The sequence below is a fragment of the Streptomyces sp. NPDC045956 genome, assembly GCF_056430705.1.
Window position 1 is genome coordinate 348431 of sequence record NZ_JBWKKZ010000001.1, and the last position, 14293, is coordinate 362723.

Sequence of the window (14293 nt, forward strand, 5' to 3'; positions counted from 1 at the left end):
CTCATCGCAGGCGCCGACCGCGACGCGGCGTACACCGGCGCACGCCGCGTCTCCTGGGAAACGAGCCGGAAGTCCGGCTGGTCACCGCCGCGTTCGGAGTTCTCGTGGAGCGCCCTCGGCCGAAGTCCCGCACATGGTGCGACAGGGATGCGTCGGATGGTGCGGAACTCTAGCCGCTATCCGTACTAATACGGTGAAACCGGGCATGTGTGTCGGGTCCGTGAACGCCGGGCCCGGGCGACATCACCCTTTCGGCGGCACAACTCGCGTGCGTGCCACGCGTTGACACTGCGCCGGGCACCCGCCCGGATGTTTGTGTCAACCCCCAAGGAGCACCTCTCCATGTCGCGTATCGCGAAGGGCCTGGCCCTGACCTCCGTCGCCGCCGCCGCGGTGGCGGGCACCGCCGGTGTCGCCGCCGCCGACGCCGGCGCGCAGGCCGCCGCCGCCCACTCCCCGGGCGTGCTGTCGGGCAACGTCGTGCAGGTCCCGGTCCACATCCCGGTCAACGTCTGCGGCAACACCATCGACATCATCGGCCTGCTGAACCCGGCGTTCGGCAACGAGTGCGAGAACGACTGACCGTCGACTCGAACCCCATGGCCGGCCGTCCGCCGCGGTTCCTCCGCGAGCGGGCGGCCGGTTCGCGTTGCCGCACGGACGGCGGTGTGCGCCCCCGAATGGAGGGTGCGGGCGGCGACACGGCCGCGGGACCTTGACACGGCGTCCCACCAGGGACGACGCCGACCCCGAGGGTCACGGGTGAGCGCGGTGCGTAGTGGAACGGTTGCAGAGCGCCACGGTCAATTCCACGGTGGGCACAAGATCCGACGCACCACCGAAAGGAACCCCCATGCGTCTGCCCGCACGGCGAATCGCCACCACCGCCCTCACCGCAGGTCTCCTGATCGGTCTCTCCGGCCCGGCGGTGATGGCGGCCGATGGCGACTCGGTCCGGGAACGCACCCACGCGGCGTCCCGCGCCCCCCTCGCCGACGTGGAGGAACTCCAGGACCAGGTCGGCAGCCTGGCGGGCTTGGGCGGAGTGCTCACGCCGGTCACCGACCTGCTCGGCGCCGTCCTCAAGGCCGACGACGGCCAGCTCTCCGACACGGACGCGGACGGGTTCGCCGCCGCCGTAAAGGACGCCCTCGCCAAGGCGGAGGCGGCGGACCTCGACGCCGACGACACGGCCACCGCACCGGGTACGACGACGCCCGGCACGAGCACCCCGGCCCAGCCGCCGGTCGTGACCGCGCCGGAGGACGGGGCGCCGGTCACGCTGCCGGCGCCCGTCGTGGCGGACAGCGACGGGGCCGCGGTGGGCGACGACCTGGCCGCCGACGCGCACGCCGCCCTCCAGAAGCAGATCGACGCCCTGATCCAGGCCACCACGTCCGGTAGCGCCGAACAGGTGACCCCGGCCGTCGAGGAAGTGGTGAACGGCGTTGTCGACGTGGTCGCCGCCACGCTGGTGGGCAGCGGCCTGCCCGCCGCCGACCTGGCCGGTCTGCCCGCCCTGCCGAGCGCCCCGGACGCCGCCGCGCCGGAAGCCGCCGCCCCGGCCGTCCCGCTGCCGGCCGACCCCTCCTGACGCCCACGGAGTCCAGGGGCCGTTGCGCCATCCCCGCCGGGGTGACGCAACGGCCCTTTTCCTTTTGCCGTCGCGGATGTCGTCGGATGTCGTCGGATGTCGTCGGGGATGTCTTCGCAGATGTTGTCGTGGATGTCGTCAGGGATGTCGTAGTGGGTTCCGTAGTAGGTGTCGTCGTAATTGTCTTCGCGGGTGGTCTCCGAGGTTTCCGAGAGGGTCTCCGGAGATCTCATATGTCTTCCGGAGGCGGGGTTTCCGGGCCCGGTGCGGGTCGTTAGGCACGGCGTCAGCATGTCCTCCGGTGTCTCCGGGCCGCCTGGTCGCCGGGTCACCGGGTCGCCGAAGAAAGGAAGCACGATGAAGTCCCTCAAGGCCGCCGCCGTGGTCGCCGGATCCCTGGTCGCCGCCGGCTCCGCCGCGCCCGCGTTCGCCTACGACGCCGAGGCCCTCACGCCGACCAGCCTCAACGGCGCCGTGAACGCGCTCACCGCCGAACCCATCGACGTGATGCCGCTCAAGCACCAGTCGGAGGCGCTGGACACCGAGAACAAGGACTCCGTGCTGCACACCGTGAAGGGCGCGACCACGCAGCTGAATTCCAAGGGCGGCCTGCTCGGCGGCCTTCCGCTGCGCGGCTGACCCGCATTCCCCCACCGCGTTCTTCCGCTCTCCTTCTCGCCTTGATGAAAGGGACCGTGCCCGACATGAAGTCGACCACCAGACGAACCCTGGCCGCCGTCGTCACCGGTGTGGCGGCCGCCGTGGGCGTAGCGGCGGCCCCCGCCGTCGCGGCCGGCGCGATTCCCGTGCCCGTACCGCTCGGCGGTGCGGAGACGGCGCTCGGCATGGAACTGCCCGACGTGGCCGGCGAACTGCCCGTGCCGACGGCGGGCGCGCCCGAGGGGCCGCGGTACGCCGAGGGCCGGCTGCTGCCGGAGCGGACGCTTCCGCAGCTGCCGGTACGCAGCGGGCTGCCGGGGGTCGACCTGCGCCAGCCCTTGCCGCAGGTCCTCGGGGACGAATTCGACCACGCCGCCGTCCAGGCCCCGGCCGCCGAGCTGCGCGCCCTGGCGCCGGGTCTCTCCTTGGACGCCCCGCTCAGCGCGCCCGACGGCGGCGGCTTCGGCCTGCCGACCGCCAAGCTGCCCCAGGCGGGCGTCCTCACCCCGGTCGTCCAGACGGTGCCCGCGGCCGACCTGGGCGTCGGCCCCGGACTGTAGCCCCGCCGCGGGCCCACGCGCGCGCCAGCCCTACGGGCCCCGCGCGCGTCGCCCGCACGACCCCTCGGGCCCCTCGCCCACCCGCTCCCACGCACCGGCGCGCACGAGGCATCCGCGCACCCGGTGCGCACGGCGTTCGCGCACCGCCGGTCGTTCCGTCACGGCGTCCGGTGCCTCGTGTGGCCCTGCGGGCGGTGACCGCGGGGCCCGCCGCTCGGTTACCGGTACGGATCACCGAACCGGACGAGGAGCGAGCATGGTCGTCAACCTGGGCGGAACACCGAGCGGCACGGAGCGGGAGGCGGACGTCCCGGCGAGAGGCGGACCGGCGCACGGCACACGGCGGCAGATGATGCGGGGGCTGCTCGCCCCGGCGCTCGCCGTTAGCCTCGCGCCCCTGGTCGCCGCCTCCCGGCCCTTCCGAGCCTCCGCCACCGGCGCGGCCGGGCAGCCCGCGCGCCCCGAGCCCCGCGCCGAGGAGCCGGCCGGCAGCGCCTCGTTCGACGAGACCTACCGCGGCCGCCGCATCCGCGGCATCCGGTCCGCCGCGGGGCGCGCCGTCGGCGCCGGCTCCTGGCACGTCACCGTGGACGGCCGGCCACTGCACCTGATGCGCCGGGCCGACGGCAGCTGGCTCAGCATGATCGACCACTACCGCTCGTACCCCACCCCCCTCGCCGCGGCGCGCGGTGCCGTCGACGAACTCGGCCCCGGCGAGCACCTGCGCGACACCCCGGCCGCCGGTCAGGACCACTCCGGGGGGCACCATGGCGTACACGCGTAAGGACGTCAGCACCCTCACCGCCACCGAGAGGCGACGGTTCGTCAAGGCGCTGCTGGAGATCAAGAGGCGCGGCGAGTACGACGAGTTCGTGCGCACCCACATCGAGTACTACGTCTCCGACGGCGAGGACGGTCTCCGTACGGCGCACATGGCGCCGTCCTTCCTGCCCTGGCACCGCCGGTTCCTGCTGGACCTGGAGGAGGCGCTGCGCCGGGTCGACGCCTCGGTCACCGTGCCCTACTGGGACTGGACGAAGGACCGCACCGCCTCCTCGGCGCCCTGGACCGCCGACCTGCTCGGCGGCACCGGGCGGCGCTCCGACCACCGGGTGACCACCGGGCCGTTCGCCCACGCCGAGGGCAACTGGACCCTCAAGGAGAACGTCACCGACACCGAGTACCTCACCCGGGACCTCGGCCGGGCCGCCGACCCCCTGGCGCTGCCCACCAAGAGCGACCTGGAGTGGGCCCTCGGCGACCCCGTGTACGACACCGCGCCGTGGGACTCCACGGTGCGCAAGGGGTTCCGCAACAAGCTGGAGGGGTGGGGGACCGGCCGCGGCAGCGTCTCCTGGCGCAACCACAACCGCGTGCACCGCTGGGTCGGCGGGGCCATGGTCGGCGGGGCCTCCGTCAACGACCCGGTGTTCTGGCTGCACCACGCCTTCGTGGACCTCCTGTGGTCCCGCTGGCAGGCCCGGCACCGCGGGGCCCGCTACCTGCCCGCCGAACCGCCCGGCCGGGGCGGCGCGCAGCACGGGCGGATCGTCGCGCGGCACGAGAAGCTGCCGCCGTGGGACGTGACGCCGGACGAGCTGGAGGACGTCAGCCGGATCTACCGGTACGCCTGAACGGGGCCGGAGGAACGGGAGGAGCGGCAGGAGGAACGGGAGGAGCCCCGGCCGGACGGCCGGGGCTCCTCGGTGACCGCAGGGTCAGCTGCCGTAGCCGCTGTTCTTGCCGTCGTCGCCGTGCTTGTCGCTCTTCTTGTCGTCGCCGTTTTCGCAGGCGTTGCCGAAGGCCGGGTTCAGCAGGCCGATCACGTTGATCGTGTTGCCGCAGACGTTGATCGGCACGTTCACCGGGACCTGGACGACGTTGCCGGACAGGACACCGGGCGAACCAATGGCCGCGCCCTCGGCGCCCGCGTCCGCCATGGCCAGGCCGGTGCCGCTGAGCACGACGGCACCGGCGCCGAGTACGACGCCGGCGGCCTTCGCGATGCGAGACATCACGTTCTCCTTTATGACTCGGGGAGCACGGCAGCGGGACGTGCCACCGCACTTCCGGTTCAACGCAGCAGGTCGGAGAGGGGACACGGGGGGAATGTGAGGATCACCCTTTTTGAACAGGGGGCTCCGGAGGAGCGGCGCGCCGGCGCCGGGGGGCGGGAAAACCGCTCCACGCGGCACGGGGCCGTCCACTAGCCTCCCGGCATGGTGAACGACCGACCCGACCGACCCGACCGACCCGACCGATCCGACCGATCCGCGACGTCCGAGGCGCCTGTGCCGTCGCCGTCATCCCCGTCATCCCCGCCGTCCGAGCCGTTCCCGCCGTTCCGGGAGTCCGTGCCGTCCGCCCGGGCCGCTCTGGCCGCGCTGCCCGGCCTGTTCGCCGAGGAGGGGCGGGTGCGCGCCTTCGCGGCCGTGGCGCTGGGCGCGGGCAGTGCCGCACAGGTGGCGGCCGCGGCCGGCCTGTCGGTGCGGGACGCCTCCGCCGCGCTGCGCCGCCTGCGCGAGCAGGGCGTGGTGATCTCCGGGGGCGACGGTCAACTCGTCGTCGCCCACGACCGCTTCAGGGAACTGGCCCGGGAGGAGGCCCGGTCCACGGCACCGGCCACCGGTGGCCCGGGGGCGGAGGACGACCGGGCCGGCATGATCGTGCGGACGTTCGTGAAGGACGGGCGGCTGGTACGCCTGCCCGCGCGCTGGACGCGGAAGAAGGTGGTGCTGCGGCACATCGCCGAGCAGACCTTCGTGCCCGGCGCGGAGTATCCGGAGCGCACGGTCGACGAGAAGCTGCGCGCCTGGTGCGAGGAGGGCGACGTCGACCATGTGACGCTCCGGCGCCACCTGGTGGACCTGGGCCACCTGCGCCGCAGCGGTGGGACCTACTGGCGTCCGGCGCGGTCCGACCGGGCGGGCACCGCCTGAACGTCCGGCGTGCCGGAGGCGGGCAGCCGCCGTACGGGCGAACCCGCGAGGTAGGCCTGGACCGCTTCGACCGCCTGGCCGTAGTACGTGGCGTAGTTCGCCTGCGAGACGTATCCGAGGTGCGGGGTCGCGAGCAGGCGCGGGGCGGTGCGCATCGGGTGGCCGGCGGGCAGCGGCTCGGTGTCGAAGACGTCGACGCCCGCGCCCGCGATACGGCCCTCGTGCAGTGCGGCGAGCAGGGCGTCCTGGTCGACGATCGCCGCGCGCGAGGTGTTGACCAGGTAGGCGGTCGGCTTGAGCAGGGCCAGCTCGGCGGCGCCGAGCAGTCCGCGGGTGCGGTCGCCGAGCGCCAGGTGGACGGAGACGAAGTCGGCGGTGCGCAGCAGCTCCTCCTTGGAGGGGGCGAGTTCGACCCCGACCTCGTCGGCGCGCTCGCGGGTGAGGTTCTGGCTCCATCCGCTCACCCGCATGCCGAAGGCGAGCCCGACGCGCGCCACCCGGCTGCCGATCTTCCCGAGACCCAGCAGACCGAGCCGCCGGCCGTGCAGGTCGGCCCCCACCGTCTGCTGCCAGGGGCCGCCCTCGCGCAGCGCGTTGCTCTCCTGGACGAGACCGCGGGCCAGGCCCAGCAGCAGGGCCCAGGTCAGTTCGACGGGCGGCGTCGAGGAGGAGGCCGTACCGCAGACGGTGACGCCGTGCGCCTCGGCCGCGGCGTAGTCGATGACGCTGTTGCGCATGCCGGAGGCGACGATCAGTTTCAGCCGGGGCAGGCGGGCGATCAGCGACCCGGGAAACGGTACGCGTTCCCGCAGGGTGACCACGATGTCGATGTCGGCGAGGGCCGCGGCGAGGGTCTCCTCGTCGGGGTGGTGGGTGTCGAAGGACACGACGTCCACGGCGTCCGCGACGGGCGACCAGTCGGCGATCGCGGTCGCCACGCGCTGGAAGTCGTCGAGCACCGCGCAGCGCAGTCGCACGTCGTCCCGCCCCTCCCGCCCAACGGGCAGTGGCGCCCCCGGCAGGACTCGAACCTGCGGCCAAGCGCTTAGAAGGCGCCTGCTCTATCCACTGAGCTACGGGGGCCTGGTGTGGTGGCCTCGTTCTCGGTGCCCGGGTGTGGGCTGTTCCGCGACGTTGCCGGGGACAAGGATAGGGCTCCCGGCTCCGTGTCCCTGCTGCTTCGCCTCCGTGGCTCGATGTGGAGGTTCGGTGAAGCGGTCCTGATAATCGCAGGCAGGTACGAATCGTGCATCGCTTTTGGCGTCCCGCGCATCGGGTGTTGTGCACTCGTTATGCCTGGACTGTCCTTGCGCCCCGGTAATCCCTTCCGTCCGGAGTGTCCGGTCGGCGCGCGGACATACTCATCATGCGCATATGCTTCAGAATTCCCCTAAAATTGGGCATTCTTCACATGTGGTGACCTTGGACGTACGGCCTCAGCTGCTCGACGCACTCTCCGCCCTGCGCGACCGTGTCGCGGCCGCACGCTTCCCGCTGCCCCTGGCGGGGGCCCCACGCGCGCGTGCCAACCGCGACGAACTCCTCGCCCAGCTCGACGACTACCTGGTGCCCCGGTTGAAGGACCCCGAAGCGCCCCTGCTGGCCGTCGTGGGCGGCTCCACCGGCGCCGGGAAGTCCACCCTGGTGAACTCCCTGGTGGGCCGGCGGGTCAGCGAGGCGGGCGTGCTGCGGCCGACCACCCGCACGCCGGTGCTCGTGTGCCATCCGGAGGACCACCACTGGTTCAGCGGCATGCGGGTGCTGCCCGACCTGACGCGCGTGTGGGTGCCCCACCGGGAGCAGGACGACGACCTGCTGCTGCCGGGGGAGAGCCCCGCGCGCGTACTGCGGGTGGAGACCGCCGACAGCCTGCCCCCCGGCATCGCCCTCCTCGACGCGCCGGACATCGACTCCCTCGTCGCCGACAACCGCGTCCTCGCGGCCGAGCTGATCTGCGCGGCCGACATCTGGGTGATGGTCACCACGGCCGCCCGCTACGCCGACGCGGTGCCCTGGCATCTGCTGCGCACCGCCAAGGAGTACGACGCCACCCTGGTCACCGTGCTCGACCGGGTGCCCCACCAGGTGGTGTCCGAGGTGTCACGGCAGTACGGGGCGCTGCTCGCCAAGGCCGGGCTGGGCGAGGTCCCCCGCTTCACCGTCCCCGAGCTGCCCGAGTCGGCCTGGGGCGGGGGGCTGCTGCCGGCCAGCGCGGTCGCCCCGCTGCGGGCCTGGCTCGTCCACCGGGCGCAGGACCTCGACGCCCGGCACCACGCCATGGCCCGTACCGCGCACGGCATCCTGGACTCGCTCAAGTCCCGGATGCCCGAACTGGCCGGAGCGGCCGCCGCGCAGTACTCCGCCGCGCTGCGCCTCACCGCGGCCGTCGACGGTGCCTACGACGGCGAGCACGCGCGCGTACGGGGGCGGTTGCAGGCGGGCGCCGTGCTCGCCGGGGACGCGCTCAAGCGGTGGCGTGCCTTCCCCCTGGACTGCTCCCCGGAGGAGCTTCTCGACTCGCTGGTGGAGAGCCTGAGCGCCCTGCTGCTGTGCGCCGTCACCGCCGCCGACGAACGCGTCGACGAGGCATGGCGGGGCGAGCCCGCGGCCACCGCCCCGGAACTCACCGGCCACGACTCCGCGCCGGAGGGCGCCGAGCACCGTATCGGGATGGCGGTGCGGCGGTGGCGTCGGGAGCTGGAGGAGTACGCCGAGGAGGAGGTGCGCCGACTGGACCGGAACCTGGCGCCGGACCCCGGTGCGGTCACCGCTCTGGTCGCCACGGTGCTGCTCGGCGGGCGCCGGGCGCGCAGCGCGGGGGAGGGGCTTGCCGAACGCATCGGCGCCCATGGCGCGCTGCGGTTGCGGGACCGGGGCGGACGCCTGCTCGACGACTGCGTGGACCGGGTCGTGCACGTCGAGCGCGAACGCCGGCTGGCACCGCTCGACGGGCTGGAGGTCCATCCCGAGCCCCAGGCCGAACTCATCGCCGCGCTGTCCGTACTGCAGAAGGAGAGGTGACCGGTGACCGCCGTCACTGACCAGGACCCCACCGAGCACACCCATGACACGCCGGAGGAGGCGGGCCGGCCGGAGGAGGCGGCCCGAACGGGCGAGATGACCCGAACGGGCGAGACGGACCGAGCAGACCGTACGGACCGAGCAGATCGAGCAGAGCGAGCAGAGCGAGCAGACCGAGCAGACCGAGCAGACCGAGCAGACCGTACGGGTCGACCGGACGAGGTGGATCGCCCGGGGCGCCGGGCCGGCCGAACGGGCCGCGAGGACCGGGCGGACGCCGTCCCGGCAGGTGACGGCCGGGATCCGGAACGGTCCGCCGAGGACGGTCCGCGGGCGGACACCCCCGGGGACGCCGGGCGAAGGCCCCGCCCGTTCGAGCGCGGGGGCGACCGCGCACGCGGCCTCCTCGCGCGCGTGAAGGACGCCGGGGAGTCCCGCCGTACGGACCGGGAGCGGGAGCAGGGCCGGGCGCGTGACCGGGAACGGGAGCCGGACCGAGCGCGTGACCGGGAACGGGAGCCGGACCGGGGGCGTGACCGGCAGGAGAGGCCCGGGCGGGACGGGGACTTCAGGAAGGGCAGGGGCGCGGAACGCCCGGAACGCGGAGGAGACGTGGCCGACCGGCGCCGAGCGGCTGATCAGCCCCGCAGGGAGGAACGCGGCCGTGCGGAGGCCCGCGACCGCGGGGCGGGGGCGGCGGGCAGCGAGCGTGCGGGAGACGTGCAGCGTGCGGAGCGTGCGGGAGGTGCGGAGCGGGCGGCCGGCGGCTCGTCCGGTGCCGGGGACGGTGACGGTGCCTGGGGCGACGGTCTGATCGCGCGGCGGGTGGACGAGAACAGCACGCCGGATCAGTACACCGTCATGCCGGGCAGGCCCTCCGGTTCCGCCGCCGCCCTGATGCCCCTGGCCTACGACGGGCAGCTCAGGTCGCGGCTCGACGCCCTGCGCGAACTGGTGGGCCTCTCCCGTACCCGGCTGGACAGCGGGACGCTGGCGGAGGCCGGCCGGGTCCTGGACGAGGCCGCCGCGCGGCGCAGGCTCTCCGGTCAGCACACCGTCGTCGCCCTCGCGGGCGCGACCGGCAGTGGCAAGTCGCAGTTGTTCAACACGCTCGCCGGGGTGCCGATCTCCGAGACGGGCGTGCGCCGGCCGACCACCGCAGCGCCCATCGCGTGCAGTTGGAGCGACGGCGCGGCCAGCCTCCTGGACCGCCTCGGCATCCCCGGCCGGCTCCGCCGCCGCCCGTTGCAGCACCCGGACGCCGAATCGCCGCTGCGCGGGCTGGTCCTGATCGACCTGCCGGACCACGACTCGGCGGCCGTGCAGCACCGCGAGCAGGTGGACCGCATCCTGAAGCTCGTCGACGCGGTCATCTGGGTCGTCGACCCGGAGAAGTACGCCGACGCCATGCTCCACGAGCGCTATCTGCGCCCGATGGCGGGCCACGCCGAGGTCACGTTCGTCGTCCTCAACCAGGTCGACCGGCTGCCCGGGGAGGCCGCCGAACAGGTCCTCGACGACCTGCGGCGGCTGCTCGACGAGGACGGCATCGCGCTCGGCGAGCACGGCGAGCCCGGGGCCACGGTCCTCGCCCTGTCCGCGCTCACCGGGGACGGCGTCGGCGAACTGCGCGAGGTGCTCGGACAGTTCGTCGCCGAGCGGCAGGCCCCGGCGCGCCGCATCTCCGCCGACGTGGACGCCGCCGCCTGGCGCCTGCGTCCCGTGTACGTCACCGGCCGGCGCACCGGTCTCAGCGAGGAGGCGAGGGAGGAGTTCGCCGACCGGCTCGCGGACGCCGTGGGCGCCACGGCGGCGGGGGAGGCGGCCGAGCGCGCCTGGCTGCGCAACGCCAACCGCGCGTGCGGCACGCCCTGGCTGCGGCTGTGGCGCTGGTACGACGACCGGCGCGAGCCCACCACGGGCCGGCTCCCGTCGCGTGCCCAGGCGGACGAGGAGGCCACGGCCCGTCAGCGCGTCGAACAGGCGGTGCGCACGGTGTCCGACCGGGCGTCGGCCGGGCTGCCGGCGCCCTGGGCGCAGGCGATGCGCGAGGCCGCCGTCCGCGGCGCCCAGGGACTGCCCGAGGCCCTCGACGAACTGGCGGTGCGCACCGGGACGCCGCCGGGGCGTCCACCGCGGCCGGGCTGGTGGCCGGCGGCCGTGCTGGCCCAGGCCTCGATGACGTTGCTCCAAGTGGTGGGCGGACTGTGGCTGCTGGCCCAGATCATCGGCTTCGTGGCGCCGAACCTGGGCGTGCCGGTGCTCCTGATGCTGGCCGGCATCATCGGCGGCCCCCTCATCGAGTGGAGCTGCCGCATCGCGGCCCGCGGACCCGCACGGCGCTACGGCCACGAGGCGGAACGCCTGCTGCGGGAGGCCGCCGCGGGGTGCGGCCGGGCCCGGGTACTCGATCCGCTCGCGGCGGAACTGCTGCGGTACCGGGAAGTGCGTGAGCAGTACGGGCGGGTCACCGGGGTGGGAGCCGTGGCCAGGTAGGAGGGACGGGCCTCGGGGGGGCAGGGCCCGCCGGGAGTGGTTCTCCCGAAAGAGTGACGGAGTTCTCCACAGGTCCGGAGGCGGTCCACAGGCCTCGGCGGGACCGGCCCGAGCGGATGCAGTCTGGCCCTGTGGCCATCGCGACGGACGCGGTCGGCCCGGGGTGCGGCGGTGTACGGGGATGTGACGCCGCCGCGCCGGACGCAGCCGCACGGGAGGTGCCCGTGCGCAAGGGAGGACTCGCGATGAACGAGACGATGATCTGCGCCGTGGGCAACGTGGCGACCCAACCGGTCTTCCGGGACCTGGCGAACGGCGCTTCCGCACGGTTCCGGCTGGCGGTCACCGCGCGGTACTGGGACCGCGAGAAGAGCGCGTGGACGGACGGTCACACCAACTTCTTCACGGTGTGGGCCAACCGGCAACTCGCCACCAACGCCTCGGCGTCGCTGACGGTGGGCGACCCCGTCGTCGTCCAGGGCCGGCTGAAGGTGCGCACGGACGTGCGCGAGGGGCAGAACTGGACGTCGGCGGACATCGACGCGGTGGCGATCGGCCACGACCTCGCGCGCGGCACGGCCGCGTTCCGGCGCACCGGCCGGGCGGAGACGGCGGGCTCCCCACCGCAGCCGGAGCCCAACTGGGAGACACCGGCCGCGGAGTCGGCCGCACCGCCCCCCGAACAGCGACCGGAGCCTGTCGCGGTGGCCTGATGACGCCGTTCCGCCGGAAGTGACCGAAGTGCGGCTTATCGACGAACACGCCCAGGCAAAGCCGGGTGGATTTGTCGATAAGCCCTGCTCACAGCCCTGCCGGGGATAACGATTCCGAGTCGGATCAACGCGTGGGCGAACATCCCCGGCAGGCACGGTGCGTTAGGTCCTTAGGATGCCGAACGAGCCCTATGGGGCTGCTGATTCTGCTGGTGGGACCGTGCCCCCCACGCCAACGGGTCCTGCTCGAAGGGGAATTTGGTGTTTTCTTCGCTCACCGCGCTGTCTCTGCCCGGCCGAGGGGCGGCACGTCTCGCCGCCGCGGCGCTGGTGTCCGCGCTCGCCGCCGCCGGAGTGACGACCGGCGCCGCCCCGGCCGCCGCCCAGGATGCGGGACAGGGGCAGGGCGGGGCGACGGCCACCATAGGCGGCCTCAAGACGTACGGCACCGCGGTCATCCACGGGGACACCGGGGACCAGGAGGTGTCGGCCGGCCTCTTCGAGATGTCCGTCGAGGGCGGCGGCATGCTCCAGACGTACTGCGTCGACATCCAGAACCCGACGCAGAAGGACGCCAAGTACCACGAGACGCCCTGGAGCGGCACGTCGCTGGGCACCAACAAGGACGCCGGCCGCATCCGCTGGATCCTTCAGAACTCCTACCCCCAGGTCAACGACCTCGCCGCACTGGCTAAGAAGGCCGGTGTCCGCGGCGGGCTCACCGAGCAGGACGCGGCGGCCGGCACGCAGGTGGCCATCTGGCGCCACTCGGACCGGGCGGACGTCGAGGCCGTCGACCCTCAGGCCGAGCGGCTCGCCGACTACCTGGAGAAGAAGGCCCGTCTTCTCACGGAGCCCAAGGCGTCGCTCACCCTGGACCCGCCCGCGGTATCCGGCCGGCCCGGGGAGCGGATCGGCCCGGTGACGGTGCGCACCAACGCGGGCGGCGCGACGGTCACGCCCCCGGTGGACGCCACGGCGGGCGGGGTGCGGATCGTCGACAAGAAGGGCGAGCCCGTCACGTCCGTCACCGACGGCACCCAGATCTTCTTCGACGTGCCGAAGGACGCGGCGGCCGGCACCGCCGAACTGACGGTCCAGGCCTCCACGACAGTGCCGGTCGGCCGCGCCTTCGCCTCGGAGAGCCGCAGCCAGACGCAGATCCTGGCCGGCTCCAGCGAGTCGACGGTCGCCGCGACGGCGAGCGCCACCTGGGCCGACCAGGGCGCGATACCCGCCCTCTCCGCCAGGAAGAACTGCGCCGAGGGCGCCCTGGACATCACCGCGGCCAACGAGGGCGACGAGCCCTTCACCTTCGAGCTGCTCGACAGCGAGCACACCATCGCGCCCGGCGAGTCCCGGACGGTGACCGTCCCGCTTCCGGAGGACAGGGCGTACGACTTCACCATCCGCGGCCCGGCCGGCTTCGAGCAGCGTTTCAGCGGCGTCCTCGACTGCCGCACCCAGAGCGCCGCACTCGCGGACGCCACCCACACCCTCGGCCGGCCGGCCCCCACGACGGTGACCACCCCCACGCCCACCCCGAACCCCAACCTCGCCGAGACCGGCAGCTCCGAACTGACCCCCCTGATCGGCGGCCTGGCCCTGGTCCTGCTCATCGCCGGCGGCACGACCCTGACCGTGATCACCCGGAAGAACGCCTCCCGCTGACACGAGGCCGCCGGGGCTCCCGAAGGCGCGCGGAGCCCTGAGCACGACGGTGCTTCGTCCCGCCTCGAGTACAGGCAGCCTCCTACGTCGGATGGCCTTGTGCATCGAGCCATCCGGCGAGCGTGCAGAAGTCGGCGTCACTGAGGCCCTTGGCCGGATCGACCTGGTGCAGGAGTGAAGGCCCGGGGTGCCCGGCGTCGACCCAGAGGCGGTCCACCGCGCTGATCTCGTCGTCGACCCAGACGAAGGGTCGACCGCCGGCCCACTCGACCATGGGGCGCGTCTTCCAGTGGAGTCCCCGCGGCGTTTCTCCCGCGACCGCGTCCGGCCACTCCAGCACCGGCAGCCTCGGCAGGCCGATGCGCGGGGCGATGACTTCGTTCGCCTCTTCCATCCAGGTCGTCGCCCAGACGAGCCGGCAGCCCAGAGCGACGAGGCGCTCCCCGATGCCGGGGTCGAGCCGGGGGAGCAACGGGTTCCCCTGGTCAGCGGTCGTCGAGGAGGCGGCAGTGACCTCCTTCCGGTCGGCCGAAGACCCGAACGGGATCAGTGGGCCGTCCACGTCGAGGAAGAGGAGAGGGCGCTCCGCTGAGCTGGTCACGGCAGCACCGTAACGCCGCGCGGCGGGGGAGCGGCATC

Annotated in this window: 14 protein-coding genes and 1 tRNA gene; 11 read left to right on the forward strand and 4 right to left on the reverse strand. The window is 73.7% G+C overall.

The window, feature by feature from the left end:
* Positions 1-342: 342 nt before the first annotated feature.
* From chpG to AC07FV_RS01540, 6 genes are all read left to right on the forward strand, one after another.
* A complete protein-coding gene (chpG, locus tag AC07FV_RS01515) occupies positions 343-582 on the forward strand; it encodes a chaplin ChpG (protein ID WP_271415965.1) in 240 nt (79 codons plus the stop codon).
* Positions 583-853: 271 nt separating this feature from the next.
* Positions 854-1594, forward strand: a complete 741-nt coding sequence (locus tag AC07FV_RS01520; RefSeq protein WP_479083848.1) for a hypothetical protein — start codon at positions 854-856, stop codon at positions 1592-1594.
* A gap of 357 nt (positions 1595-1951) precedes the next feature.
* Entirely contained in the window at positions 1952-2233 is a 282-nt protein-coding gene (locus AC07FV_RS01525) for a hypothetical protein (RefSeq protein ID WP_383640740.1), read from the forward strand.
* A 65-nt stretch (positions 2234-2298) separates the two neighbouring features.
* On the forward strand, positions 2299-2814 hold the full coding sequence (locus tag AC07FV_RS01530) for a hypothetical protein (RefSeq protein ID WP_479083849.1): 516 nt from the start codon (positions 2299-2301) through the stop codon (positions 2812-2814).
* Positions 2815-3070: 256 nt separating this feature from the next.
* Entirely contained in the window at positions 3071-3598 is a 528-nt protein-coding gene (locus AC07FV_RS01535; protein WP_479083851.1) for a tyrosinase family oxidase copper chaperone, read from the forward strand.
* Positions 3582-4448 carry a tyrosinase family protein gene (locus AC07FV_RS01540; protein ID WP_479083852.1) on the forward strand — a complete coding sequence of 289 codons (867 nt, stop codon included), beginning with the start codon at positions 3582-3584 and terminating at the stop codon, positions 4446-4448. The genes AC07FV_RS01535 and AC07FV_RS01540 overlap by 17 nt, the downstream gene beginning before the upstream one ends.
* A gap of 84 nt (positions 4449-4532) precedes the next feature.
* On the opposite strand, the gene AC07FV_RS01545 is transcribed toward AC07FV_RS01540, so the two are convergent.
* Entirely contained in the window at positions 4533-4829 is a 297-nt protein-coding gene (locus tag AC07FV_RS01545; protein WP_479083854.1) for a chaplin, read from the reverse strand.
* A 339-nt stretch (positions 4830-5168) separates the two neighbouring features.
* Here AC07FV_RS01545 and AC07FV_RS01550 point away from each other — a divergent pair, with 339 nt between their 5' ends.
* Positions 5169-5753: a DUF2087 domain-containing protein gene (locus AC07FV_RS01550; RefSeq protein WP_479083855.1), complete on the forward strand. Its 585-nt coding sequence runs from the start codon at positions 5169-5171 to the stop codon at positions 5751-5753.
* Here AC07FV_RS01550 and AC07FV_RS01555 read toward each other — a convergent pair.
* Both AC07FV_RS01555 and AC07FV_RS01560 read right to left on the reverse strand, forming a co-directional pair.
* Complete coding sequence (locus AC07FV_RS01555) at positions 5711-6730, reverse strand: D-2-hydroxyacid dehydrogenase family protein (protein WP_479083856.1); 1020 nt, start codon at positions 6728-6730, stop codon at positions 5711-5713. The two genes, AC07FV_RS01550 and AC07FV_RS01555, sit on opposite strands and share 43 nt — an antisense overlap.
* Positions 6731-6760: 30 nt before the next feature.
* Positions 6761-6836, reverse strand: a tRNA-Arg gene (locus AC07FV_RS01560).
* 330 nt (positions 6837-7166) lie between these two features.
* On the opposite strand from AC07FV_RS01560, the gene AC07FV_RS01565 reads away from it, so the two are divergent.
* From AC07FV_RS01565 to AC07FV_RS01580, 4 genes are all read left to right on the forward strand, one after another.
* Positions 7167-8774 (forward strand): dynamin family protein, encoded by a 1608-nt coding sequence (locus AC07FV_RS01565; protein ID WP_479083858.1) that lies wholly within the window; start codon positions 7167-7169, stop codon positions 8772-8774.
* Between the two features lie 414 nt (positions 8775-9188).
* Entirely contained in the window at positions 9189-11270 is a 2082-nt protein-coding gene (locus tag AC07FV_RS01570) for a GTPase (protein ID WP_479083860.1), read from the forward strand.
* A 245-nt stretch (positions 11271-11515) separates the two neighbouring features.
* A complete protein-coding gene (locus AC07FV_RS01575) occupies positions 11516-11983 on the forward strand; it encodes a single-stranded DNA-binding protein (protein ID WP_479083862.1) in 468 nt (155 codons plus the stop codon).
* Positions 11984-12244: 261 nt separating this feature from the next.
* A complete protein-coding gene (locus AC07FV_RS01580) occupies positions 12245-13654 on the forward strand; it encodes a Cys-Gln thioester bond-forming surface protein (protein WP_479083863.1) in 1410 nt (469 codons plus the stop codon).
* Positions 13655-13736: 82 nt separating this feature from the next.
* Here the strand turns inward: AC07FV_RS01580 and AC07FV_RS01585 are convergent, their stop codons facing one another.
* A complete protein-coding gene (locus tag AC07FV_RS01585; protein ID WP_479083865.1) occupies positions 13737-14255 on the reverse strand; it encodes an HAD domain-containing protein in 519 nt (172 codons plus the stop codon).
* Positions 14256-14293 lie beyond the last annotated feature (38 nt).